Genomic DNA, 22,565 nt, shown 5'->3' on the forward strand with positions numbered 1-22,565 from the left:
AGTCACTCTCAGTTGGCTGGCTTGCTAAAGTCAATCTGATCAACGAAGTAGCTTGGATCACTCCAGCCAACCCGATGACGGAATAATTTTTTGGCGCCTGGCTTAATTTGTAAAATATCAAAAGCCGGCTCGGTATTGGTATTGATCGTGCGGGCCTCTTGACCATCACCTCGATCAGGTAAAGCACAAGTGGTCGTCAAGTAGGTAACACCACCCTCAACACAGGAATCATCACGGTGGGTATGCCCACCAAAGACACCAATCACGGAACTGGCGTGATTTTCGATGATATCCTTAATGTTGCCGCCTTCAAAGACGTTTGGATAGAAGGAACCATCGGATTGCTTAATTTCCGCAAAGTCATTTGGTTGACCACTCTGCCAAACTTGGCCGTGGAACATAATATGGGTAAAGATAAGGGCTTTTTCACCATTACTTTGAATGGTATCCAAAGTACTCTTTAACCAGTTCTGCTGTTCCACACTAAAGTGGGGCCAGCCATGTCTAAAGGAAGTTCGGGAAGTAATCAGGTCGCCATAATCATCTGGTTGATCGAACCCATCCAAGACAACCACGTTCACTTTACTGTTCGGAATCTTATAAGTTCCGTAAAGCGCATTATTAGCATTCGGTTCAACGTTCAAATATTGCTGGAACTTCGATAACCGAATCGTGTTAGCGACATCGTTGTGGATAATATTATCAGGCCAATAGCCATTTTCATCATGGTTGTCATCACGGGCAAACCCGGAATCGTCATCATGATTCCCTTGTAAGATAATAAATGGTCGTCGTCCTAACATCGTGGCATCAACGGCTCGCTTAATATCATCCATTTCCCAGTTGCTTGGAGCGGCTCCATCATTCAAGTCACCACCGTTGACCACAAGATCCAAGCCCACTTCATGAGCAATGTAACTCATCAGCTTCATTTGGCGTAAAGCCCGAACAGTTCCGGGAGTCTTGTAACTACTAAAATGGGTATCGGTAATATAACCAATTAAAATATCATCTTGAACCGGGTTATCTTGGTCAACCTGGGCTAACGAGGTCTTCAAATTAGTAATTAATTCGCTTTCAGCATCGTTTGGCGTTAAGTCAACTTGGGGATTTTCCCGCAAGGAAGATAAGTCACTGTATGAATCATCGTCTGCGTCCCGTTCCTCAGTTGAACTAGTATAATTCCAAATATCATTCCAAGGTTGTTTCTCACTCGAATCCTCAACATAATCGTACGTACTATGGTGTCCATTGGCTGTGTTGGTTTTTAATGGCGTAGTTGCTTTACCAAGGGTTAGGTAATTACCTTTAGGGTCAATTGCCCAAATTCGACCATCTGCCAGCACCTTGCCAGAGTAATGAACCGTTGAACCTTTTTCATAATGATCGACAGTCGGGCTGGAATAGAGCGGTTGTGTTCGTGAATAAGCGCCACTATCAACCAACTTAACATAACCTTTAACGGGGATTTGGGCCGTTACCAATTCGGCTGAGGTAATCGGCTCGCTTTCAAAACTGGGGGTACCAGTATCGGTACCGCCTTGGGGACGCGTATCGCTATCATCGTTTCCGCCACCGCCATTGTCACCGCCGCCACCATTATCAGATGACTTAATCGGATCGTCAGAATTGGTATCAATTCCAAAGTAAGTACCCTTAAGAATGTTGGCATAAGGAACGTATACCCGCGTACCACTGGCGCCGGTGTATGATACCCAGAAATGATCATCATTTTTTTCTTTCAGATCATAGTTGACACTTTGACCGCTCGTATAATCAGCCACGCCACTGGCGCTCATTTCCGGGGTTTCGCGGACTTTACAAGTGGTATTAAACGTAAACGTCCCGGATTCATTTAATTGATACCCTTCTGGGGTATTCTGTGCTGCTGTTGTATCCATCAATAAAACTTCCTTTCATTTTTTCAAATTTTGGCCATAAAAAAATCACTCAATTGAGTGATTCGGTAGTTATTTGCGTTGTTCCCCTCCTGGGTGGCCGGAACTTATCCAGTCAAACGGTTCGCGACACCGTTGATTGGATACAAAAACGCCAGGCCGTCCCGGGGGAAAGGACGGTCTGACGTTTCATTTAACCACCATATCAATTATGCCAGCTGATTTAAGCAAAGATTGTCGTCTTTGTCACCATTTTGGGTAACGATTGTAACCTTATTGGGTACTAAAATGGTAATGTAAACGTTTTTTTACTAAAACCCAACCGTTCGTATTTGATATATGTGGTATCCTATCAATAGGGTCAACTGATTGCTTACATACTGTCATTCTTCAACAAGAAGCTGATCGTTTTAATTACTTGAGGTTTTGATTAGGAGGACAAATTCATGAAGCATACTTTAAAAGCATCACTTTTTACCGGCCTGGCTGCGTTGGGGTTAACCGCCATCGTCGGTACATCAACGGCGAAACCGGCTGCGGCCAAGCTCTACGCCCGGACAACGTCTAATCAGCAACTAACCACCGACCCGACGACTCGCAACGTCGCTTTTACCGGTAACAACGCCCTTTACACTAAAGCCGGCACCTTACACGGTGCCCGGGTCATTGCGTCTGGGGCCAGTTTGAGTACCCTGGCCGCTGCCAATACTGCCGGTTCCAATGTCCGCGCTTACCGCGTTGCTACCACTAACCGCGGTTCGGTCTATTACAAAGTCGTCACCTTTGATGGTCAGTATCGCGGCTGGATCTACGGTGGCACTTCCACCGGCACCTTTGGCGGCGGGATTACCCCTTACGCCACCACCCAAGACGCGACTGCGCCGGATGCTAAAACCACGTTCAAATTAACGGACACCGCCTTGGCCCAAACGACCAACAACGTCTTTTATGACGCTCCCGCCAACACACAATATAAAGTTGGCGCAGCGCCAACCATTAACACCTTGGCCAACTATAAAGACGCCACCTTTACGGTTACTATAGCCGTCACCAATCCCCGAGACAATACGACTTGGTATCAATTAGCCTCAGTCAATGGCGATCTAAATGGTAAATGGGTGAACAAAGATAATCTGACCGAAGCCAAGCCTGCAAATAACAGTACTAGTGACAATAGCGTCACGGTTGTTTACCTGGACGGCGAAAACGGCACGAATAACCCAGTTGATAAAGCTAACCAAACCTTTACCACCACTGATACCTCGACTAAAGCCGGTCAAGTTGCCGCCAGTTCCTTTGTCAACGCGGATAAATTATCCTTACAGGACTTTGCCAAAAAGCATGTCCCAGCGGGCTATGCATTTGTTTCCTTTGGCAATGACAACGCCGTCTTTGGTGGCACCCAGTACGTTGAAGTTAAAAAAGCCGCGCAAGTCAAAGTGGTTTACTTGGACGCTACCAACAACAATAACAACCCCATTGACAAGGCTGATCAGACCTTCACGGCGGTCAACGCCGATGCCAATGCCGGCACCGCTGTCAGCAAATACAAGAACTCTGACGGCTTAACTTTGGCCGACTTTGCCAAAAAGCATATTCTATCCGGTTACACCTTTAAGAGTTTCGTCAATACCGACGCCGTCTTTGGCGGCACACAATACGTTGCCGTGGTCAAAGCTAAGTAGTTCATTTGCTCATCATTGAAAAAGGTCTGAATAATTAATTATTCAGACCTTTTCTAACTCAACTGCAATAATCTATGCCAGTATCAATCAATTAGTAATAATCATTTTTCTTGCAAAGGCTTTCGGTAAGCTAAATTCATTTCACTACTATAAAATGCAATCACGGGGGTATCTTTTATGAAAAAAAGCATCTTGTTTTTAGTTTCTGCTTCAGTGGCTTTGGGAATCATCGGAACCGTCACTCCTGGAATGCCAGTTCAAGCTTCGGCACGATACTATTGGGTTAAGTCCGTTAACCGTGATAATCTGCCCTATCACGCTACCAGCCACCAATCAGCATACATTTATAACCCAACCCATACTCGCAAACTACACAATTTAAAGAACTATCCCAATACCACTTGGTATGTTTCCAAAAGTATCCTGATGCGTTCTAGCTACACTAGGAAAAAGGGGGTCTACTATTACGTCACTAATGGGGCTAAGACAATCAGCGGGATCGTTTGGCGCGGATATTTGATCAACGGAGCAAATCCAAATACAACTAATCCTAGCGACAATAACTCAGGAACTGGCGGAAAAACACCCAACAATTCTGGATCCCAAACAACAAATGAAACAGTAACTGGAAATGGAATTACCCAATCTTATTTATCACTTACTGGAAGCACTATAGATTCGAGCCTCAAGAATTTAACCACTGCTCGTCAAGCTGCTTATTCTGAATCGCATGGAAATCCACCCACAACTTCACTGGCCGAAGATGCTGCCAAAAACAATGTAAATGCAACCGGCCTTCACGAAAAGTACATCATACTTGATAGTGATACGATTAGTGATCTAGAGGATGATAATGCCGATAAATCTATAAAAATATCCAACCAAATTTGTGCATCTGCCATCAAAAAGCAGTTCAATATTTCCTCAAATATTGGTATCTCAACCTTCGTTAATTATTATGGATACGATGGCGGCGTTATGAACGTTTCAATGATCATCCTATACCGTGATAAATAATCATTTATTTTAATAACAAAAGAGCCCCATACAAGGTAGTCTAAGAACTACTTTGTGTGGGGCTCCCCTACTTTTACACGGCAAGTATTAAATCAAAAGTAAGACATTTTGCTTTAATACTTACTCCATATTATTCTAAATGAATGGCACATAAATATTGTTTGAATCAGTATCATATCCAACAACAACTTGACTATAGGCTGGAGAATAACCATTCTGCGCAGAAATTGATACCAAGTACGGTAAGTTACGCTGAACGTTTACAGTTTGAACATTGAACTGGTTACCATCTGGATCTATACCAATAATATTCTGTGTTTGACTCTCATGGTATGACTCATTCCCAGATACCCGAGCGCCCGCATCACCAGTTCGCGTGTTACCATCATTATTAGTTGTGGTTGCTCCAACACCTGCCCAACGCACATTAGAACTCTTGGTAATGTTAGCTTTCTTTTGGGCTTCACTGAAATCATCAATTTTTTCAGGTGTCGTCATTGAACGGTAAGTATGGATCGTATTTGATGAAAACGAAAGGTTATCCATGTCGTGAGTCTTCTTTGCAAAAATTGCGTATGCGGGTGCTACCTTTGTTACCTCAGAAGCTCCGGCATTAAATATAGTATGAACTAACTGCGGATTCATATTATAAATAGTATTTTGATCAACATGAATATTACCTTCTGTAACACCTGACGATACCCCAGAACTTTCCTGTTGAATATTTACAGATTCAAATAAGAATACGGCAGGTGAAACTTTAGTTTGCCGACGTTCAATTGTATTATTTGTGATCTGAATATCATATGAATCAGTAAAGTGGATCGGAGCATCAAGCCCATCACCATTGTAATTTACTGGCTTCATATCCAGCATAAACGAATTGGTTAGTTGAATGCTGTGAATAATATCATCTGCATTATCAGAATCATGTTGGCCCAGTGGTAGTGGTGCATACTTGTACAGTGAAGATACACTTGAGTCTGTATAAATTGGCAAAAACAGTGAACCATCAACAGTTACATCATGTGTTGGCGCTGAGTCAAGAAGTGAACTGTCTGAAGCAACACCACCACTGACATTTTTAGCATAATCAATTTGAATAGCTTCTTTATAAAGAGCTGGGTATTCCGTAGAACCTGCAAAACCACTCTCGTCTGTCCCAGTTGCATTCCCCAAGAATACACAACTTGAAATGTGAATATTGCTTGATCCGCCCAAGTCAAGAGAATGTCCAGTTTGATCAAAAACACATTTAGTAAATGAAATCGAATCTGAATGGAGAATATTATGAGTTAAGCGCCCTTCATTTGTAGGTGTGTTACCATCTGGCAAAGAGCCTTTAAATGTAACGCCACTCCATGAAATGTTTGAGGCTTGTGAATAATCAATTTCTGCTCCTTCATGGCCTGCTGGATCGGCTCCTGCATCATTATCACCAACTAAGATTGCTCCCGCAAGCCCTTCAATATTAATATTGGAACTTGAAGAGTCAAATGTCAGTTGCTTAACTTTATAATAACCAGCAGGAATTTGGACAGTAATTGAGGTATTACCATCCTTTGGCTGAATTTTAATCAATGAATTGAAGATATCATCAATATCTGTATTACCTTGATTATCTGCACCAGCCTGTTTTAAATCATAGGTGTCGTTTCCAATATAACCAGAATTGTCTGAGCCTCCACCATTATCGTCGTTGCCACCATTATCACCGCCACCGCCGTTGTCACCACCACCGCCATTATCTGACGACTCAATGGGATCACCAGGGTTGTTATCGGTCCCAAACATATTGCCAGACGTAATATTAGCGTATGGAACATATAAGGGTGATCCATCAGCGCCGGTATAGGTTAACCAGAAGTGGTCACCGTTTTTCTCCTTACCAGAGTAATAAACTGTCTGACCAGAGACAACGTCTTCACCAGCTCATATCAGCTGATTGACGAATCTTACACTTGGTATTAAATAAGAATGAACCATTCATACTGATTGAATAGCCATCTGGTGTATTTTGTGCTGCATTTGTGTCCATAATATAAAACCTCTTTCTTAATTGATTTTTGTTAGGGTCTGTCTGGAAACAAAATAATCGTGTATAATCTTGATAAAAAACAAATTGAGGTTTTCGCCGATGACAATTCCGAAACGTTATGAAATTACTGATGAGCAATGGGCCCGGATTGAGGACCGTTTTCCGCCCTATAAAACCGGACGCCCACCTAAAATACCTAATCGCCAAGTTTTTAATGCGGTTCTCTGGTTGCTAAAAAGTGGCGCCACCTGGCGTGATATTCCTGAACGATACGGTTCATGGAAAACCAGCTATAGTCGTTATCGTAGTTGGGTTGATGCCGGCTTGTTTGAACGGATCTTTAAGGATTTGATCGATGAACCGGATATGGAAAATATCAGCCTCGATTCAACTAGCATTCGAGCTCATCAAAAGGCCACGGGCGCTAAAAAAACGCCCGCTGTGACGTTGAGAATCAAGCCATCGGTCTAAGCCGTGGTGGTCGAACCACTAAAATTCATGCGGTGGTGGATGGCCTTGGAAATCCATTATGTTTTATCCTTACCGGCGGCCAAGTTCATGATAGTCGGGCAGCTGAACCATTACTGCGACAATTAGCTTTAGCCGGCGTTAATCTGATTGCCGATAAAGCTTATGGGACTAAGGAACTGCGCCAGTATATTGAAGCTGAAGGCGGTCAATATACGATTCCACCTAAAAGTAATGCCCAAGACAAGTGGGATTGTGATTATTACGTCTATTGTGAACGCCATTTGATCGAGAATTACTTTAATCAATTGAAGAATTACCGGCGGATTGCGACGCGATATGATAAACTAGTGCATGTTTTTCTACAAACCATTTACATTGCTTCAATTTTGATTTGGCTTAAATAGTTTCCAGACAGACCCTAGTTCATTCGTGGTTTAATGACGTCTTTTAAAGAACGATTTTCACTTAACGATTTGGTGATCCCCTTCAAGAAAAGTCCGGCCTATCCTTGAAGTAGCAGGCTACTATTGGAGCTCCAATAATAGCCTGCCTGATCACAAAACCTATTATGCAATGAAAACAACGGCTAAAATTGTCGTCTTTGTCACCATTTTGGGTATTTTTTGGGTCCTTCTGTCACCCCTGGGTTACTTCTTTTGCTTCCTAACGGGGTCACCGGGATTGGTATCCGTTCCAAAGTACGTGTTCTTAGAAATGTTGGCATACGGGACGTAGTGCCGGGTACCAGTGGTGCCAAGGTACGATAACCAGAAGTGATTGTCATTCTTTTCCTTCTGGTCGTAACTAACCGTCTGGCCGGCCTTATAAGTTGCCAAGCCAGCATCACTCATTTCGGGAGTGTTGCGGCAATTGGTATTAAAGGTGAATTGGCCCTTGGTTTGAATGGTGTAGCCTTCCGGTGTGTTTTTCACATCGTTGTCATTGTTGTTGCCACCATCACCATAGGTGCCGGCATTGCCTTTGTTATAAAGCGTCCACCAAGCAGCAGCTTTGCTTTGCCGGTCTGCTAACGCATCCGTTGATTTGGAGTGCATTTCATAACCTTGTAGGAAGTCCAGGGCGGCGACTTTCGGATCTGTATCGTGGGCAAACTGAACTAATGTCTTACTACCACCGTAAAAACCACCGGTAGCCGTGATCTGACTCCAGACGTAGTCGAGTTGCGTGTTAATATCACTCACTGCTTTGCCAACTTTATCGGCATAGGCTTTAATCTTACCGGCTGGCGTAAATTGGGCAATCCCATAACCAGTCGAAGAGCTCATTGACCAGGTGTGGGGCATGCCAATCTGCCACTGATCTGGATTAATTCCCGATTCATGTTGGAAGTTGGCTAAAATCCCACAGATAGCCGCGTCAGATAGGCCCTTCTTATTAAAGTAGTCATAAACCTGCTTAGCGTGTTGGTGTAAAGCATCTGTTGGCGTATCGGAGCCTCCGCCATTATTCGAATTTGACTGATCGCCTAACAACGTACCATCAAAGTCATAACTGAAATCCACGTGCAGGCCATCTGCCAGAGAATTTATTTCTGTTTGGTAACTCTAAACGTGATCGGATTAAAACTAATGGTACAGTGACCAACAAATTACAATAAAGAATAATTTGAATACGAAAAAGCCCCAAACCAGATTTTTATCTGGTCTGAGGCTTTCAGTTTGAATTAGTTCATTTAGTTAAGATTGTTTAGTGTTTCCGGGAACCGGATTTGCCACTCATATCCTCGTAATGCGCCCAACAAGAGTAGATTGTGACCAATTTGTTGTCTTTATCAATGGTATAAGCGACCCGGTGTTGACCGTTAATTCGTCGGGAATAGAATCCAGCCGCCGGGCGTGTTAACTTCTCAAAGGATTGCACTGGCGAAAACGGGTCAGTTTCAAGCGTTGCTTTAACGCTTTCAAACGATTGACGTAAAGGACTTCTCAATACTTTTCTTAGGTCACCTTTGGCGGTTGATTTAATTTTCAGGTGCCATTTACTCATGATCGATGTCTCGTATCATTGCATCTAGATCAACGTCTGGATCATTTTGACGTTTGAGAGCATCCGGTAATTGACCATTCATTATTAATTCCAATGTTTCTTGCCAGGCGTCGTAGTCCCGCTTACTCATCAAAACAGCACTTTTCTCGTCGTCACTGCCAGCGATGAGCACTGGTTTGGAATCTTGATTAGCAGCCTTAATTAAAGCAAATAATTCTGAACGGGCTTTAGTTGGATTGACAATTTTTTCCATAATGTTTCCTTCTCTCAATAGTTATTTACTTTACAGGGTTAATTATAGCGTACGGCATCCCGTACGTAAACTAATTTAACTTTGAATAAGTATGATTGGAACATCCATACGGTAAGTAGGGGTAGAAGATCAATTAACAGAGAACAGTGCGCATTCCCCTCGGCTTTTAGTCCTATTCAATTTGGAGCCTGGTATGAATTGAAATCGAGCATCTGAAAACCCCTTATAAAATATTTTTTAATGTAGTTTTGCACTTTATTTGACAATTCAAGTCAAATGAAAAGCACTTTTATTTGTTAAGAATTTTCTTTCTGTAATTAACATGGATTAAGGGTGTTTTACTTACATTTTAAACAAGACAATTACATTCAATATAAGTCTATCTTATTATTTTGATCAAATAATCTAAAAATCCAACTTGGGTTACCTGAACGGAATTAACCCATTCAACCAACCATGTGTTGGGACATACAAGCAAAACATGGTTGTATTGCTTGGTAAGCCTGGATTTGAGGAAAAGGGTACGGAATTTAAGAAAAGTATTTAATTGAGTTAAATAATTAGTTTGGTCCGTTCTTAAACATCATCTTGATGTTTGGGAGCGGATTTTTTGTATATGCACTTATCTACTGCATAAACAAACACCAGATTAGTATCGAATCTTAGAAAGGAAACTTAATATTCAAATTATTCTAAATATCAACAAATCTCTTATAAGTCCTTGACATCAGCTTATTTAATCATATATATCCTCAATCCAGGGGCCTAAAATTTATCAAATATTAATTGTCTTATCATTAAATTAGGTGTTTACTTTCCATACAATTTGTATTATTGTTTTTTCAACGGTAATCCGTTCGCCCGCATGGAATTTGTCATATATGAACCGTAAAAAGGATCTTCTGCTGCACTCAACATTTGATCCAAGAAATCAGGTGTCAAGATGAAATCTACCAAACAATTCTCATATATTGCTTTAAAAGATTACCCCTTTTTAATAATTGCAAAAGTCTACATTAACGGCTTCAATGTATTCGTGTCCGTCATGCTGCAATATGGGGTTGCTGCAGCACTGGCCCAGAAATTAACGATCTTATATCAGATTCTGGGTGTGCTGACCATTGCCTCCCTCATTTATGCTGGTGTGTATTATGCATACTCGATGTATTCGGAGCGACTGCGGAAGCGGGTAATTGAATCTGTCAGTCAGGAACTCTTGGCGAGCTCACTGCGAGAAATCGATCTTAATCAGGATAACGGCACAATGGTTAACCTGGTTAACCAAGACGCTGACAATATTGCAAATTATTTTATGATGGGAGTTATGCCGGCAATTGATTTTGTCATGATCATTGGCGGCGGATTAATCTACACATTTTATAATTCCTGGATTTACGGTCTCGTTTACCTTTTCATTGGATGCGGGCTGTATGCCATTGCCCACCACTTTTACGTCAAAGACGTGCGCTATCGCCGAGCTTATCAATTAAGTGATGATCAACAGAAGAACTTTTTGCCGGATGTATATCACAACCTAGCAATAATCCGAATATTTAATACTTCAAAATGGTTAACATCGGTTAACAACCGGCTCTTTGACAGCAAGCGAACCTTATTGCGTCAAGATGTCGGCGCCACCGCGTCAAGCAATGGGGTTGTGCGTGGTGGAATTTATGTCATGGAAGTTGTTTCGCTGTTTGTAGGATTGTTACTGGTCAACGCCCATCAGATCCACTTTGATGTCATGCTGGGTATCTGGAACGCTGGGATTGGCTCAATCTTTGATCCGTTTTTGACTCTTCCAATTGTCCTGGCATTTATGGCCCGGCAGAAGGTATCTTTGGGGCGGGTTACGAATCATTTATCAACTAACACCAAGGTCAAACAAACCCTTTCCAGCGCAGAAGAGCCAGTTAAAAGCATCGAAGGTCAGAAGATTACGTATCAGTATCCAAAGAATAATCATCCTACCTTGACGAACCTATCCTTCACCATCAAGCCTGGAAAAATCACTTTCCTGATCGGCAGGAATGGTGCCGGTAAAACAACGCTTCTACATATTCTGTTGGGTGTCTTAACAATCGATGGCGGCTCACTAATGGTTCGTACAAACGCTGGGCATAACTTGTTATCACTGGCAGATCATGCCGCGTTTGTTCCACAGGCTGGTCAAATGTTTAATACCACCATTGCTGATAACCTGAAATTAGGGAAATCAGTGACTAACCAAGAGCTGACTCAAACGCTTATCCAGGTCCAAATGTTTGACGCCGTCAATTCACTACCCAAAAAACTGGAAAGTGTGGTTGGCGAAGACACCAACTTTTCGAAGGGCCAAATCCGAAGACTAGCCATTGCCCGCGCCTTATTGACTCATCGGCAATACTTGATTTTGGATGAACCCTTTTCCGATATCGATGAAAGCAATCAAAAATCACTCATCCAGTTATTTCGCAAAATCGCTCACAACCACGGAATTATTATCGTCAGTCATACATTTGACTTAATCGAGCCAAATGATCATGTTATTAAGGTTGGTGATTAAAATGAATCAAGCCGTTATTCAGTATTGCCGTGATATTCTCTATCAGCTCCACTATTATCGCCTGGTAGCTATGGCAGTGGGCATTGCCTGCTTGGAATTTGTGCTGGCTTACTACCTGAATTATTTTGTTTCTGCAATTACCACCCAGTCACTCACAAAGTTTATCGTCATCGGCGGCAGCCTTGCTTTCATTGGCGTTCTAATCGGCATCATTCAAAGACAGATAAAAATAAGTGAAGGAATGCTTCAGCTATCCATTGAAAATTCCATCACCAACACGGTATTCCAAAGCTCTCTGTCTCAGCCAGCCGATGCGGTTCTAAGCAAGCCGCTAGGAGCCTGGCTGTCACTCAATAATTCCGATGCCCCAATCATTTCACAGTCGCTGGCGGTTTCCTTAACAGATTTTATTGCCGGCGCCGCTTCATTTTTAGCCGCATTCATCTTTGGCATATTAATTTCACCCTGGTTAACGTTAATCATTCTGACACTGGGTCTGGTATCGCTCTTAATTCCGAAATTAACCGGAAAATGGATCCTAACCACCCAGCAACAGCGTCAGACGGATCAGGATACCATGCAGACAACCCTCCTTCAAATTTTTGATGCTAAAGTCCTGCTTCACACGCTCCATGCCGAACGCTTTGCCCAAAATCTGTTTTCAAAGAAATATAAAAAGTTTACGCAAAGCCAACTTGAAAATGCCCGGAGCCAACACTTAATCGAAAGTATTAGCGTTGGTGCCGGCTTCTTATTCGATGTCACTTCCCTGGTCATCAGTCTGACCTTCGTTGCTAAAAATCAAATTACCATCGGCCAGTTCATGGGATTTAATGTCTTGAACAGCAGCTTTACCTGGATCTTTTACACAATGCCGGGTCTATACAACCAACTGTTAAGAGCATCCGTTTCTGCAAAACGGCTATTATCATTTGGCACGACTTCTGAGATCGCGAAACAGTCGTCCAACCATCCAAACGAGATAAAAACGCTGCGGTTAAGCCACCTGAGCTTTAAGTACGGTCAAGAGACAAGCTGGGTTTTAAAAGATGTCAACCTGGATTGGCAATTAACCCCGCAGACCAAGATCATCTTAACGGGTCCCAGCGGTTCAAAAAAACAACCTTTTTGAAACTCTTACTGGGATTCCAACAGCCAAATAAGGGCAGTTTGCATTACCTGGATGATTCAAGAACTCCATTTGCGCCCGGTGAAGTTAAGTTATCCTATGTGCCCCAGCAAGTGAGGTTATTCAGCTTAACCATTCGAGAGAACATTCTGTTGGGCAGAAGTATCACGTCGCAGCAATATGAGAAAGTATTAAAGCAGACCGACTTATGGGACTTTATCGAAAGTCTTCCAAAAAAGGACGAGACCAAAATCCTTTCATCAAACGCCGGAAATCTTTCTTCAGGGCAAATTCAAAAGATTGGCGTTGCTCGAGCTCTGGTTCAGAATACCAGCTTCATATTATTCGATGAACCAACCGCCAACTTGGATGACCAGTCAGCCAACGACTTTGAGCGAACAATTAAAGAACTCCCAGTAGCAGCGATTATGATTACCCACAGAGCAATGCAGAATACCTCTGAAATGAGGCACTACGAAATCGAAGATGGCACGATTAAGTTGAAACAATCAAGGTGACAATATGTAGAAATGCTATTTGGGATTTAAAGAAACGGGCAAGGAACTTAAGAAACGTATTTAATTGAATAGTATCTGAAACATGAAAGCTAATAATCACGCCAAAGGCGTGTGGTTATTGGCTTTTTTGGCAAAAAATAAACGCAAGCTCTCCTGCGTTGTATACTTTAGTCGACCAAAACCAAGATACAAAGGAGACTTACGTCATGAATATTATAAGACAAAAAAATACAGAAAACGAGCTTCACAATATTGTTCATCAATTTACTTCCCTCATTGGTCTATCTAAACTCACCAAGTTGGTGAATTATCGCCGGCATTCAGAAATCAGCTTGATGAAGGTCATTGAATGGCTGGTCACGACAAAGTTCCTGGGACGCTCGCTTTATCGAGCCCATGAAACACCTAACTTTACCAGTCGCACCGTCAGAAATAATTTGAACGATGGCCGGATCAATTGGCAACGCTTGATTTGTCAAGTTGGGAGTCATTTAATCAAGCATTTACGACCGTTTATTGACCGCCGGCGGCGGTTAGCATTGATCATTGACGATACACTCTTTTCCCGTGAGTACGCCACCCAAACCGAATTACTAGCGCGAGTCTTTGACCATGACAAACAGTTATATATTAAGGGATACCGGGCTTTAACTTTGGGTTGGAGTGACGCCAATACATTCTTACCGATCAACTTTGCATTAATGTCTTCCAAGAAGCCACAAAACGTCCTTGGAAAATCAGCTAAAACAACCGATCAACGAACAATTGCTGGCCGGAGACGTCGCCAAGCACAGCAAAAAATGAACCTCGTTTCATTGCAACTTGTCAAGCAAGCCCTCGCAAATGGCGTTCTAGCTGACTATGTGTTATTTGATAGCTGGTATAGCTCACCAAAAATGTTCTATGAATTAACCAAGTTGGGATTAAACGGCGTGGGCATGCTTAAACGGTCCAGCAAAATTTACTATCAATATCGCGGACGGCAATATTCAGTTAAAGCATTATACAAGCGACTGCAGGCCTCAAAATATCAACCCAAGCAAGCTTATCAATACAGCTGCTTTGTCGAAGCGCACGTCGGGAACCAAAAATTCAAGCTTCGCTTGGTATTTGTGGCTAATCGGGCCCGTCAAGATGACTACCTAGTACTGGCAACGACTCAGTTAGGCCTTCAGCCACAAGAGATCATTCAACTATACGCCCGAAGATGGCAAATTGAGAATTACTTTAAAGTTGCCAAGCAATACTTGCGGCTCGACAAATCACAAGTTCAAAATTATGACGGGCTTTGTGGCCATTTAGCAATTGTCATGATGACTTATGACCTATTAGCTTGGCAGGAACGGCAAAATCAGGATGATCGCACCATTGGGGATTTATTCTTTATAATGAACGAAGCCATGCCAGATATTGAGTTGTCTCAAGCACTGGTATGGCTTCTAAATTCGTTAAAAACGATTATTAATCATGAAGTTTATGCAAGAAGAGCCCAAATTATTCAGATGATGAATCAGTTCTTCACATTTTTGCCGAAACGGTTAGTTTCGCTGTTAACAGCAAGCTAAATGGTTAAATTAATTAAAATATGCCATGTGATACCAAGGGATCAGTCTGTCTTCATACTTTCAAGTTTCAGATAGTATTCAATAAAAATGTCGCTGGTATTCATTACGAATATCAGCGGCATTTTTTTGATTTAATCTTGATGCTTCACCTCAGTTACTTTATGCAAGAAAATTGAATTTAAAGAGCATGTTGTGGGGGTGATTGCAACATGGAGTTACTAGTACACCATTATTGTTACGTTCTCTTAAAATACGTCTCATGTATTGACTATAATCCACATTGAATTATAGTCAATAAGTGAGACAGATTTTTACAAGAGATTAAGAACCATGTTTGGTTTCCACATTTCAAAAACACAAAAGCACAATCCCCCAAATCCAGGATTGTGCTTTTCTTTACGAAATTCAAACAATCGCATGGCCAACAACGATCTGGTCAAGTATCTTTTCGTCATCTACAGGCCACTGAAATCATCAATAATGCGGTTTTCAACCGATCCAATGTTAAGCAGATGATAACTTTCAACAGTTGCTTATTCCACCGTTCTGTCGATCTCTTTTAGAAATAATTGTTTGTGAACTTCGTTGACGGTAAAATTACATTATTTTCAAAACTTCAGTTACAATGGAAGTTAACAAAGCAATCTATCTTGGAGGCTCATCTTATGAAAAAACAACTATTAAAAATAGTTTTATCGGGGTTAGTATTTTGTGGGGTATTAACTGCTGCTTCAACTGCTCAAGCAAAGAAGCCTTACAGCTGGTCGGTAATGGACGGGCCATTAATGTACTATACCAAACCAAACGTAAAGGGATATATTTGGAATTATAGCCATACCAGAAAATTACATAACGTTAAAAACTATCGTTATACCAGTTGGCTTGTTACTAACGCTTCCACCAAAAGGATTAAGGGTAAAAGATCGGTTTACTATCGGGTCTATTCTGCCAATAAGAAAGTCAAAGGACTCGTTTGGAGCGGCTATCTTACAAAGGCACTTGCCACGCCATTAGATAAGATTTCAAGTAATCAGCAGTATTTGAATTATATCAATTCCAACCCTAGCCAACGCTTAACTAAAGCCTTAATTAAACTATTTCCCAATAGCCCCGTTGACATCAGCTTATCGCGTTCAATTGATAATATCACGGCAACCACACCCATTAAAAATCAGAATTTTACCGACTTTATTGCAATTAGTAACCTTAAGGATCCTAATAATCCAAATCCCCATCAAGATGGAAGTATCGACAGCTATCTCTACTACAGTTATGGTCAGGCGATTACACCACGAGTTAAACGGGTAACTGAAATTCTTAATGCGAATGGGTATAATGCAAGCAAACGCGCTTCGATGACAAACTATTCGCTTGGCGTTGACGTTGTAGATGGCGCTTTATATGGGACGACGACTAATTCACCATATCCCCAACATGATGATCAGACAACCCGATTAATTTATGAAATATATCTTGCGAAAAATAAAGCATGAAGAATCGATTATAGTAAGTATGTAAAACGACTCTAAGAGAGACTCAAAGCCGCATTAGTTTCCACATCTCAAAAACACAAAAGCACAATCCCACCAATCCGGGATCGTGCTTTCTTCAGTAAATTTAAACAATCGTACGACCAACAATGCTATCGTCAAGTATCTATTCGTCATCTGCAGGCAACTGTAAACATCAATAGCGTGATTTCGACGTTAGGCGGATTTACAACCCTAAAAGGTTACTTGCCACCGTTCTGTCGATCTCTTCTAAAATCCGTTTCGCTTATTGCCTATAGTCCAAATAAAAAGAACGGCGAAATGCCATTCTTTTTATCTGGTTCCAATTACAAATCCTTGGTGCATATCACCCGTAGCATATTGATCGGACCACTGGAAGTTAGTCAGATAGATGCCAATGACGTATTTCTTTTGACGTTTAACAGTAGTGTAACCGTTAGCCTCCAGAATCGCCTTGATTTTTGCTAATCTCTGTTGGTTGGTTAACCGGTTTTTAACATTCCCTGTTTGTAAAATTAAGTTAGAAATTTAAAAAGCCATTTGTGATAGACTTTTGAGTGTTGAAATCAAAAGAAAGGCTGATCACAAATGACCTATACTCATCTTACCATAGACGAACTCACTACAATTTATTCCTTTTGGAAGCTCAATAAAAAGGCTTACCGAGTAGCACCAGCACTCCACCGGAGTGCTGAAACCGTTTATCGCATCTATCGTTTTCTTGACGCTGGCGGTACGCTTATTGATTACCAACAACATTATCGACGGCACAAACAACATTGTGGGCGTAAGCCCATTCAACTAGCCCCTGATGAACTGGTTTATATCCAAGCCAAAATTCAAGCGGGGTGGCAACCAGATACAATTATTAATCGCCACGAACGTTCTTTTAGCTGCGGCGTACGAACCCTATATCGCATTTTCAAACATGATGCTTTTGGCTTGTTCGCCAAAGATTTACCCATGCATGGTCAGCGTCACCCTAATGGGTACGTTGAACGACGAGGAAAAGCTGGGCAATTGGGCAGAGATTTAAAAACCCGTTATCAGGACTATCCTAATTTTAAACGAGAATTCGGTCATTTAGAAGGCGACACGGTTCAAGGCAAAAACCATCAGGGTGCCGTAACCACACTGGTTGAACGGCAGACCAAGGTCGCAATTGTTTTGAATTCACATACCAAGTCATCACAAAACGTCAATCGTAGTTTAGCAGCCTGGTTGACGAAGCTGCCACGCCACTTGTTTAAGTCCATCACGTTTGATAATGGTAAGGAGTTCGCCGGTTGGCGAACGATTGCTAACCAGTTTGATTTAAATATTTACTTTGCCGCTGTAGGAGCACCCAATCAACGTGGGTTGAATGAAAACACCAACAACTTACTTCGTAAGGATGGGTTGCACCATGATCTCATCATGGACCAGCTATCAGATGAATTTGTCCAGGCAGTTGCTAGTCGACGGAACCATATTCCCAGAAAAAGTCTCAATTATCAAACACCACTTGAGGCATTCGTAAATCAAATCACTGATGAGCAGCTAAAATTTCTAACTTAATTTGACATTTGAAGATTCAAAAAGTCATCCATTGCCTTGAAAGTGGCCACATTATTAACAATCTTGTCTTTAGGGTCACGAAACAATGCATAACGACTTAGTGGCTTGGAGACGGTACTATTTGGAAACAGTGCCAAAACGTCACGAGTTAACTGCTGGTATTTGGATTGCTTGATAAACTGATTGTATTCTTTATTGGTTGCAATATTGAGATCAATACTTTTAACCTTAGTAAAGTTAGGATTATATCCCGGCTTGAGATAACCACGCCAAATCCAGCCACTAACCCATTTCTTGGTTTTAGTTGGGGAAACTGCACCAACTCGGTAATAAACAGCATTCTTATTATTATGACGAAGCACAACCGCACCAGTCGAATGCCATGAGGTATTGGGGTAATTTTTAATGTTCGCTAATTTTTTAGTGTGCTTAGTGGTAGTCCAAACGTATGCGTTTCGCTTTGGATTCGCTGCATGATACATTTTACCAGTTCCCGCAGGAAATGAGCTTTTGACAACTGTGTAGGCAGAACTAGCATAAGTTGTTGGATTGGACAGTATAACGATGCCCAATCCAAGACTAAGCAACAACAAAGGCCATTTTTTCATAAGTATCCTCCTCATATATTCCCAGTATACTTGATCACGAACTAACCTTAAAAATTAATGAATGTCAATAAGTGAGGCAACCTTTACAAAATTCAAACAATCGTACGGCCAAGTATCTATTCGTCATCTCCAGGCCATTGTAATCATCAATAGCGTGGCTTTTACTTTAACTTTTAGGGTACATCTCACTCATTAGCAACGCTCTATTTTATTTGACTAAACCTACGTGGATCGCAACAATTTGGTCTCCAAACGAGTCCTCACTTAGATCATATACAACAAGGCCTAATTTATATCCTTGCAAGGAATTAATCTTTTCTTGAGTATAACCAATCTGATTTAATTTATTTTGAAACTTTTTTAACTTACTTCGCGTCGTGCCCCATTGACTAACAGTGGTTTGTTCCGCAACTTTACTGAGGTCGATGACCTCTTTATAAGTTTGATCAGTCGGATTATCTGCCGCTCGTGAGGTAATAAACTTCGAGGCAGCCACGTCTAGCGGTGCAGTAGGAAACATTTTGATAATTCCACGTGCTAACTTTTGTGACTGAGCTGATTTGATGTAACTTAAATAGCTGCTGTCACTATTAAATGAAGATATTGGCTTCGTAACCGATAACGTTAGAAATTTACTATAAACCACTCCAACAATTGACCGATTATAATTAGTGACCTTGTAGTATTTATAGGTATGCCCCTTCTTCTTTTGGTTATAAAAACTATAGACATACCAGTCCGTATTTCGATAATTATTTAAATTGTGTTGCCGTTTAGTATGTTTAAGATTCCAAATATAGGCATTATGCGCTTTAACCGTGTTTTTATTATAAAAATAATGTGTCCAGTTTGCGCTATCATTTAAGTAATATGAATCCCGTGAAGGATCACTGGCAGCGAATACGCTAGATGAATTCATTGTTAAACCGCTGATTAGCAATCCCATCAATAATGAAAATATGAACCATATTCTTTTCATCAACAAGCGCCCCCCATTCATTTACTTACAATTTTACTAGATAACGTCTTGAATTGCTAACCTATCCATTATGATTGGTCATCAAAAATGCCGCTGGTATTCATTATGAATATGAGGTGTACCCCAAAAGTTAAAGTAAATATTTGTTTGTCTTTCCTAGGCGGCACAGAGTCGATATTTTATCGGCGATGTGCCGCCTAGTTTCATCTGAATTCGGTTAGTGTTGTAGTAGATTATCCACTTCTTAACAGCTGTTATCAATTTCTCAGCGGAATTGTAGTTGGATAGATTTCCTAACTCAACTTTTAACTTGTTAACGAAGCTTTCTATACAGGCGTTATCTAAGCAGGTTGCCCGTCGAGACATACTGGGCGTAATATGAGCCTTCTTCAGCTTGTTCTGCCACCCTGAATGTCGATACTGCCAACCTTGATCCGTGTGTAAAAATTGCTTGTATGGCCGGTTTGGTATTAAGGCAATTAACGAATCCAATGGCTTTATGGCAAATTCAAGGTTGGGACTGCCGGCAGTGATGGCATAGGTTAGAATCTCGTTATTATATAAATCCATAATTGGTTCGAAGTACACTTTTTCTTGAGTTTCCGGAATCTTGAATTCAGTGACATCAGAAACCATCTTCTGATTTGGCCGATCAGTTTGAAAGCGGCGACGTAACTTGTTTTTGACTCTTCAAATGTCAAATTAAGTTAGAAATTTTAGCTGCTCATCAGTGATTTGATTTACGAATGCCTCAAGTGGTGTTTGATAATTGAGACTTTTTCTGGGAATATGGTTCCGTCGACTAGCAACAGCCTGGACAAATTCATCTGATAGCTGGTCCATGATGAGATCATGGTGCAACCCATCCTTACGAAGTAAGTTGTTGGTGTTTTCATTCAACCCACGTTGATTGGGTGCTCCTACAGCGGCAAAGTAAATATTTAAATCAAACTGGTTAGCAATCGTTCGCCAACCGGCGAACTCCTTACCATTATCAAACGTGATGGACTTAAACAAGTGGCGTGGCAGCTTCGTCAACCAGGCTGCTAAACTACGATTGACGTTTTGTGATGACTTGGTATGTGAATTCAAAACAATTGCGACCTTGGTCTGCCGTTCAACCAGTGTGGTTACGGCACCCTGATGGTTTTTGCCTTGAACCGTGTCGCCTTCTAAATGACCGAATTCTCGTTTAAAATTAGGATAGTCCTGATAACGGGTTTTTAAATCTCTGCCCAATTGCCCAGCTTTTCCTCGTCGTTCAACGTACCCATTAGGGTGACGCTGACCATGCATGGGTAAATCTTTGGCGAACAAGCCAAAAGCATCATGTTTGAAAATGCGATATAGGGTTCGTACGCCGCAGCTAAAAGAACGTTCGTGGCGATTAATAATTGTATCTGGTTGCCACCCCGCTTGAATTTTGGCTTGGATATAAACCAGTTCATCAGGGGCTAGTTGAATGGGCTTACGCCCACAATGTTGTTTGTGCCGTCGATAATGTTGTTGGTAATCAATAAGCGTACCGCCAGCGTCAAGAAAACGATAGATGCGATAAACGGTTTCAGCACTCCGGTGGAGTGCTGGTGCTACTCGGTAAGCCTTTTTATTGAGCTTCCAAAAGGAATAAATTGTAGTGAGTTCGTCTATGGTAAGATGAGTATAGGTCATTTGTGATCAGCCTTTCTTTTGATTTCAACACTCAAAAGTCTATCACAAATGGCTTTTTAAATTTCTAACTTAATTTTACAAACAGGGACTCGAATTCCTTCAGGGCCTTTAGAGGAATCATATTTGCGAGTCCTCTTGCGATAACCACGCCCCTGAATCTCTAACTCCTTCATCAATCGGTAAACTCGCTTATGGTTGACCTTAAGGTCAAAATCATTCAGGAGTGCCTGGGTAATCCGTAGAACACCCATATGATGATGTCGATTCCAGATACAGGAAATAAAGTGCTTCAATTGGCAATCTTTATCTGGTTGGTCAAATTGGCGTTTTCAGTAGAAAAAGGTATCTGGTGAAATTGGCAGGACCCGTAGAAGGTCAGCCAGCTTAAATTGGGCCTCGAGGGTGCAGATTACTTGGGCGAGTTCTTTGTTCGTTGCTTCATCGAGGCCAATAATTTTAACGCTTCATTTTTGATGCGTAACTCCAGGTTCTCGGCTTCTAATTGCTTAAGACGATTTTCTTCTGGGGAAAGTTTCTTCTTGGTTGACCGCTTCTTAGTCGGTTTCTTACGTTTATTTGTCATTCTGGGTTTCCGTCCTTTTGATATAGACAATGTCCTTTTGATATAGACAATAACCCATTTGGCCCCTGATTGCGATAAATTTCTTTCCATACTTGAATTTGTCTCATACCAACATAGCCGAACTTAGCTGCCACCTGAGTGTATGAGGCATTATTTGAAATTGCCCAATGGGCAACTTCAATTCTAAATTCAGGTGTCACTTGAGGCGGATTAAGCAGTACATCAGAACCATGAGTGCGATAAGCGGCAACGAGCATTTCAAACAATCTAAATGATATATGATGTTTTGCCGCAATTACTCTAATACCTCCTCGACCAGCAAAATATTCAGTTAACGCACGCAATTTAATTTCTTTTGAAATCTTAGTCATAGAAAATACCCCCAAAGCTAAAGTTTTCACTTTAACTTTGGGGGTATAGCTCAATATCAGCGGCATTTTTAAATCCAATGTTAATGCTCCATACTAGGTACTTTATATAATAAAGCTGAATTTTAAACAATCTAATGCTCGGAGAATTGCAACTTCAAA

General features: G+C 41.4%; 21 protein-coding genes. 9 read left to right on the top strand and 12 right to left on the bottom strand.

Annotated features, from left to right (window positions below):
• Window positions 1-8: 8 nt before the first annotated feature.
• A complete protein-coding gene (locus tag DNL43_RS04185) occupies window positions 9-1,901 on the bottom strand; it encodes an SH3 domain-containing protein (RefSeq protein ID WP_056981583.1) in 1,893 nt (630 codons plus the stop codon).
• Between the two features lie 443 nt (window positions 1,902-2,344).
• Here DNL43_RS04185 and DNL43_RS04190 point away from each other — a divergent pair, with 443 nt between their 5' ends.
• Both DNL43_RS04190 and DNL43_RS04195 read left to right on the top strand, forming a co-directional pair.
• On the top strand, window positions 2,345-3,583 hold the full coding sequence (locus DNL43_RS04190; RefSeq protein WP_054769623.1) for a hypothetical protein: 1,239 nt from the start codon (window positions 2,345-2,347) through the stop codon (window positions 3,581-3,583).
• 177 nt (window positions 3,584-3,760) lie between these two features.
• Window positions 3,761-4,600 carry a D-alanyl-D-alanine carboxypeptidase gene (locus DNL43_RS04195; protein WP_109249129.1) on the top strand — a complete coding sequence of 280 codons (840 nt, stop codon included), beginning with the start codon at window positions 3,761-3,763 and terminating at the stop codon, window positions 4,598-4,600.
• Between the two features lie 135 nt (window positions 4,601-4,735).
• On the opposite strand, the gene DNL43_RS04200 is transcribed toward DNL43_RS04195, so the two are convergent.
• A complete protein-coding gene (locus DNL43_RS04200; protein WP_056981578.1) occupies window positions 4,736-6,394 on the bottom strand; it encodes a hypothetical protein in 1,659 nt (552 codons plus the stop codon).
• A gap of 343 nt (window positions 6,395-6,737) precedes the next feature.
• Between DNL43_RS04200 and DNL43_RS04205 the strand changes: the two genes are divergently transcribed.
• Window positions 6,738-7,513 (top strand): IS5 family transposase gene (locus DNL43_RS04205; protein WP_094753971.1). Its coding sequence is split into 2 segments (ribosomal slippage): window positions 6,738-7,065 and window positions 7,065-7,513, totalling 777 coding nucleotides; the frame shifts between segments, so codons are not numbered across the junction.
• A 243-nt stretch (window positions 7,514-7,756) separates the two neighbouring features.
• Here the strand turns inward: DNL43_RS04205 and DNL43_RS04210 are convergent.
• The 3 genes from DNL43_RS04210 to DNL43_RS04220 form a co-directional block, all read right to left on the bottom strand.
• Window positions 7,757-8,632 carry a phage tail tip lysozyme gene (locus DNL43_RS04210; RefSeq protein WP_054769823.1) on the bottom strand — a complete coding sequence of 292 codons (876 nt, stop codon included), beginning with the start codon at window positions 8,630-8,632 and terminating at the stop codon, window positions 7,757-7,759.
• A 184-nt stretch (window positions 8,633-8,816) separates the two neighbouring features.
• A complete protein-coding gene (locus tag DNL43_RS04215) occupies window positions 8,817-9,116 on the bottom strand; it encodes a Txe/YoeB family addiction module toxin (protein ID WP_054769824.1) in 300 nt (99 codons plus the stop codon).
• On the bottom strand, window positions 9,109-9,369 hold the full coding sequence (locus DNL43_RS04220) for a type II toxin-antitoxin system Phd/YefM family antitoxin (protein WP_056982524.1): 261 nt from the start codon (window positions 9,367-9,369) through the stop codon (window positions 9,109-9,111). Before DNL43_RS04220 ends, DNL43_RS04215 begins: the two co-directional genes overlap by 8 nt.
• Before the next feature lie 943 nt (window positions 9,370-10,312).
• Between DNL43_RS04220 and DNL43_RS04225 the strand changes: the two genes are divergently transcribed.
• From DNL43_RS04225 to DNL43_RS04250, 6 genes are all read left to right on the top strand, one after another.
• Window positions 10,313-11,914 carry an ATP-binding cassette domain-containing protein gene (locus tag DNL43_RS04225; RefSeq protein WP_056982522.1) on the top strand — a complete coding sequence of 534 codons (1,602 nt, stop codon included), beginning with the start codon at window positions 10,313-10,315 and terminating at the stop codon, window positions 11,912-11,914.
• Window position 11,915: 1 nt separating this feature from the next.
• A complete protein-coding gene (locus DNL43_RS04230; protein WP_056982520.1) occupies window positions 11,916-13,046 on the top strand; it encodes an ABC transporter transmembrane domain-containing protein in 1,131 nt (376 codons plus the stop codon).
• Complete coding sequence (locus DNL43_RS04235; protein WP_056982518.1) at window positions 13,043-13,561, top strand: ATP-binding cassette domain-containing protein; 519 nt, start codon at window positions 13,043-13,045, stop codon at window positions 13,559-13,561. Before DNL43_RS04230 ends, DNL43_RS04235 begins: the two co-directional genes overlap by 4 nt.
• 206 nt (window positions 13,562-13,767) lie before the next feature.
• Window positions 13,768-15,126 (top strand): IS4 family transposase, encoded by a 1,359-nt coding sequence (locus DNL43_RS04240; protein WP_095347980.1) that lies wholly within the window; start codon window positions 13,768-13,770, stop codon window positions 15,124-15,126.
• Window positions 15,127-15,791: 665 nt separating this feature from the next.
• Window positions 15,792-16,619: a hypothetical protein gene (locus DNL43_RS04245; RefSeq protein WP_056982514.1), complete on the top strand. Its 828-nt coding sequence runs from the start codon at window positions 15,792-15,794 to the stop codon at window positions 16,617-16,619.
• 606 nt (window positions 16,620-17,225) lie between these two features.
• Complete coding sequence (locus DNL43_RS04250) at window positions 17,226-18,194, top strand: IS30 family transposase (protein ID WP_054769923.1); 969 nt, start codon at window positions 17,226-17,228, stop codon at window positions 18,192-18,194.
• On the opposite strand, the gene DNL43_RS04255 is transcribed toward DNL43_RS04250, so the two are convergent.
• The 7 genes from DNL43_RS04255 to DNL43_RS12200 form a co-directional block, all read right to left on the bottom strand.
• Window positions 18,191-18,802 carry a hypothetical protein gene (locus DNL43_RS04255; protein ID WP_056982508.1) on the bottom strand — a complete coding sequence of 204 codons (612 nt, stop codon included), beginning with the start codon at window positions 18,800-18,802 and terminating at the stop codon, window positions 18,191-18,193. The genes DNL43_RS04250 and DNL43_RS04255 overlap by 4 nt on opposite strands.
• Before the next feature lie 208 nt (window positions 18,803-19,010).
• Window positions 19,011-19,781 (bottom strand): hypothetical protein, encoded by a 771-nt coding sequence (locus tag DNL43_RS04260; RefSeq protein ID WP_095345084.1) that lies wholly within the window; start codon window positions 19,779-19,781, stop codon window positions 19,011-19,013.
• Window positions 19,782-19,937: 156 nt separating this feature from the next.
• The gene (locus tag DNL43_RS04265) at window positions 19,938-20,417 is read right to left on the bottom strand and encodes a DDE-type integrase/transposase/recombinase (RefSeq protein WP_109249130.1); all 480 of its coding nucleotides are present in this window, start codon (window positions 20,415-20,417) and stop codon (window positions 19,938-19,940) included.
• Between the two features lie 66 nt (window positions 20,418-20,483).
• Window positions 20,484-21,452, bottom strand: a complete 969-nt coding sequence (locus DNL43_RS04270) for an IS30 family transposase (RefSeq protein WP_054769923.1) — start codon at window positions 21,450-21,452, stop codon at window positions 20,484-20,486.
• 56 nt (window positions 21,453-21,508) lie between these two features.
• On the bottom strand, window positions 21,509-21,703 hold the full coding sequence (locus DNL43_RS12360) for an IS3 family transposase (RefSeq protein WP_109249131.1): 195 nt from the start codon (window positions 21,701-21,703) through the stop codon (window positions 21,509-21,511).
• A 158-nt stretch (window positions 21,704-21,861) separates the two neighbouring features.
• Window positions 21,862-22,035: a hypothetical protein gene (locus tag DNL43_RS12195; protein ID WP_225364713.1), complete on the bottom strand. Its 174-nt coding sequence runs from the start codon at window positions 22,033-22,035 to the stop codon at window positions 21,862-21,864.
• On the bottom strand, window positions 22,032-22,484 hold the full coding sequence (locus DNL43_RS12200; protein ID WP_225364712.1) for a helix-turn-helix domain-containing protein: 453 nt from the start codon (window positions 22,482-22,484) through the stop codon (window positions 22,032-22,034). The genes DNL43_RS12195 and DNL43_RS12200 overlap by 4 nt, the downstream gene beginning before the upstream one ends.
• Window positions 22,485-22,565 lie beyond the last annotated feature (81 nt).

Source organism: Lentilactobacillus kefiri, from assembly GCF_009739535.1.
GTDB classification, from domain to species: domain Bacteria; phylum Bacillota; class Bacilli; order Lactobacillales; family Lactobacillaceae; genus Lentilactobacillus; species Lentilactobacillus kefiri.

Excerpts from the sequence above, each read along its gene's own strand:
- DNL43_RS04185 (WP_056981583.1), bottom strand. The coding sequence starts at position 1,901 with ATGGATACAACAGCAGCACAGAATACCCCAGAAGGGTATCAATTAAAT.
- DNL43_RS04190 (WP_054769623.1), top strand. The coding sequence starts at position 2,345 with ATGAAGCATACTTTAAAAGCATCACTTTTTACCGGCCTGGCTGCGTTG.
- DNL43_RS04195 (WP_109249129.1), top strand. The coding sequence starts at position 3,761 with ATGAAAAAAAGCATCTTGTTTTTAGTTTCTGCTTCAGTGGCTTTGGGA.
- DNL43_RS04200 (WP_056981578.1), bottom strand. The coding sequence starts at position 6,394 with ATGTTTGGGACCGATAACAACCCTGGTGATCCCATTGAGTCGTCAGAT.
- DNL43_RS04215 (WP_054769824.1), bottom strand. The coding sequence starts at position 9,116 with ATGAGTAAATGGCACCTGAAAATTAAATCAACCGCCAAAGGTGACCTA.
- DNL43_RS04220 (WP_056982524.1), bottom strand. The coding sequence starts at position 9,369 with ATGGAAAAAATTGTCAATCCAACTAAAGCCCGTTCAGAATTATTTGCT.
- DNL43_RS04225 (WP_056982522.1), top strand. The coding sequence starts at position 10,313 with ATGAAATCTACCAAACAATTCTCATATATTGCTTTAAAAGATTACCCC.
- DNL43_RS04230 (WP_056982520.1), top strand. The coding sequence starts at position 11,916 with ATGAATCAAGCCGTTATTCAGTATTGCCGTGATATTCTCTATCAGCTC.
- DNL43_RS04240 (WP_095347980.1), top strand. The coding sequence starts at position 13,768 with ATGAATATTATAAGACAAAAAAATACAGAAAACGAGCTTCACAATATT.
- DNL43_RS04245 (WP_056982514.1), top strand. The coding sequence starts at position 15,792 with ATGAAAAAACAACTATTAAAAATAGTTTTATCGGGGTTAGTATTTTGT.
- DNL43_RS04250 (WP_054769923.1), top strand. The coding sequence starts at position 17,226 with ATGACCTATACTCATCTTACCATAGACGAACTCACTACAATTTATTCC.
- DNL43_RS04255 (WP_056982508.1), bottom strand. The coding sequence starts at position 18,802 with ATGAAAAAATGGCCTTTGTTGTTGCTTAGTCTTGGATTGGGCATCGTT.
- DNL43_RS04260 (WP_095345084.1), bottom strand. The coding sequence starts at position 19,781 with ATGAAAAGAATATGGTTCATATTTTCATTATTGATGGGATTGCTAATC.
- DNL43_RS04265 (WP_109249130.1), bottom strand. The coding sequence starts at position 20,417 with ATGGTTTCTGATGTCACTGAATTCAAGATTCCGGAAACTCAAGAAAAA.
- DNL43_RS04270 (WP_054769923.1), bottom strand. The coding sequence starts at position 21,452 with ATGACCTATACTCATCTTACCATAGACGAACTCACTACAATTTATTCC.
- DNL43_RS12360 (WP_109249131.1), bottom strand. The coding sequence starts at position 21,703 with ATGGGTGTTCTACGGATTACCCAGGCACTCCTGAATGATTTTGACCTT.
- DNL43_RS12195 (WP_225364713.1), bottom strand. The coding sequence starts at position 22,035 with ATGACAAATAAACGTAAGAAACCGACTAAGAAGCGGTCAACCAAGAAG.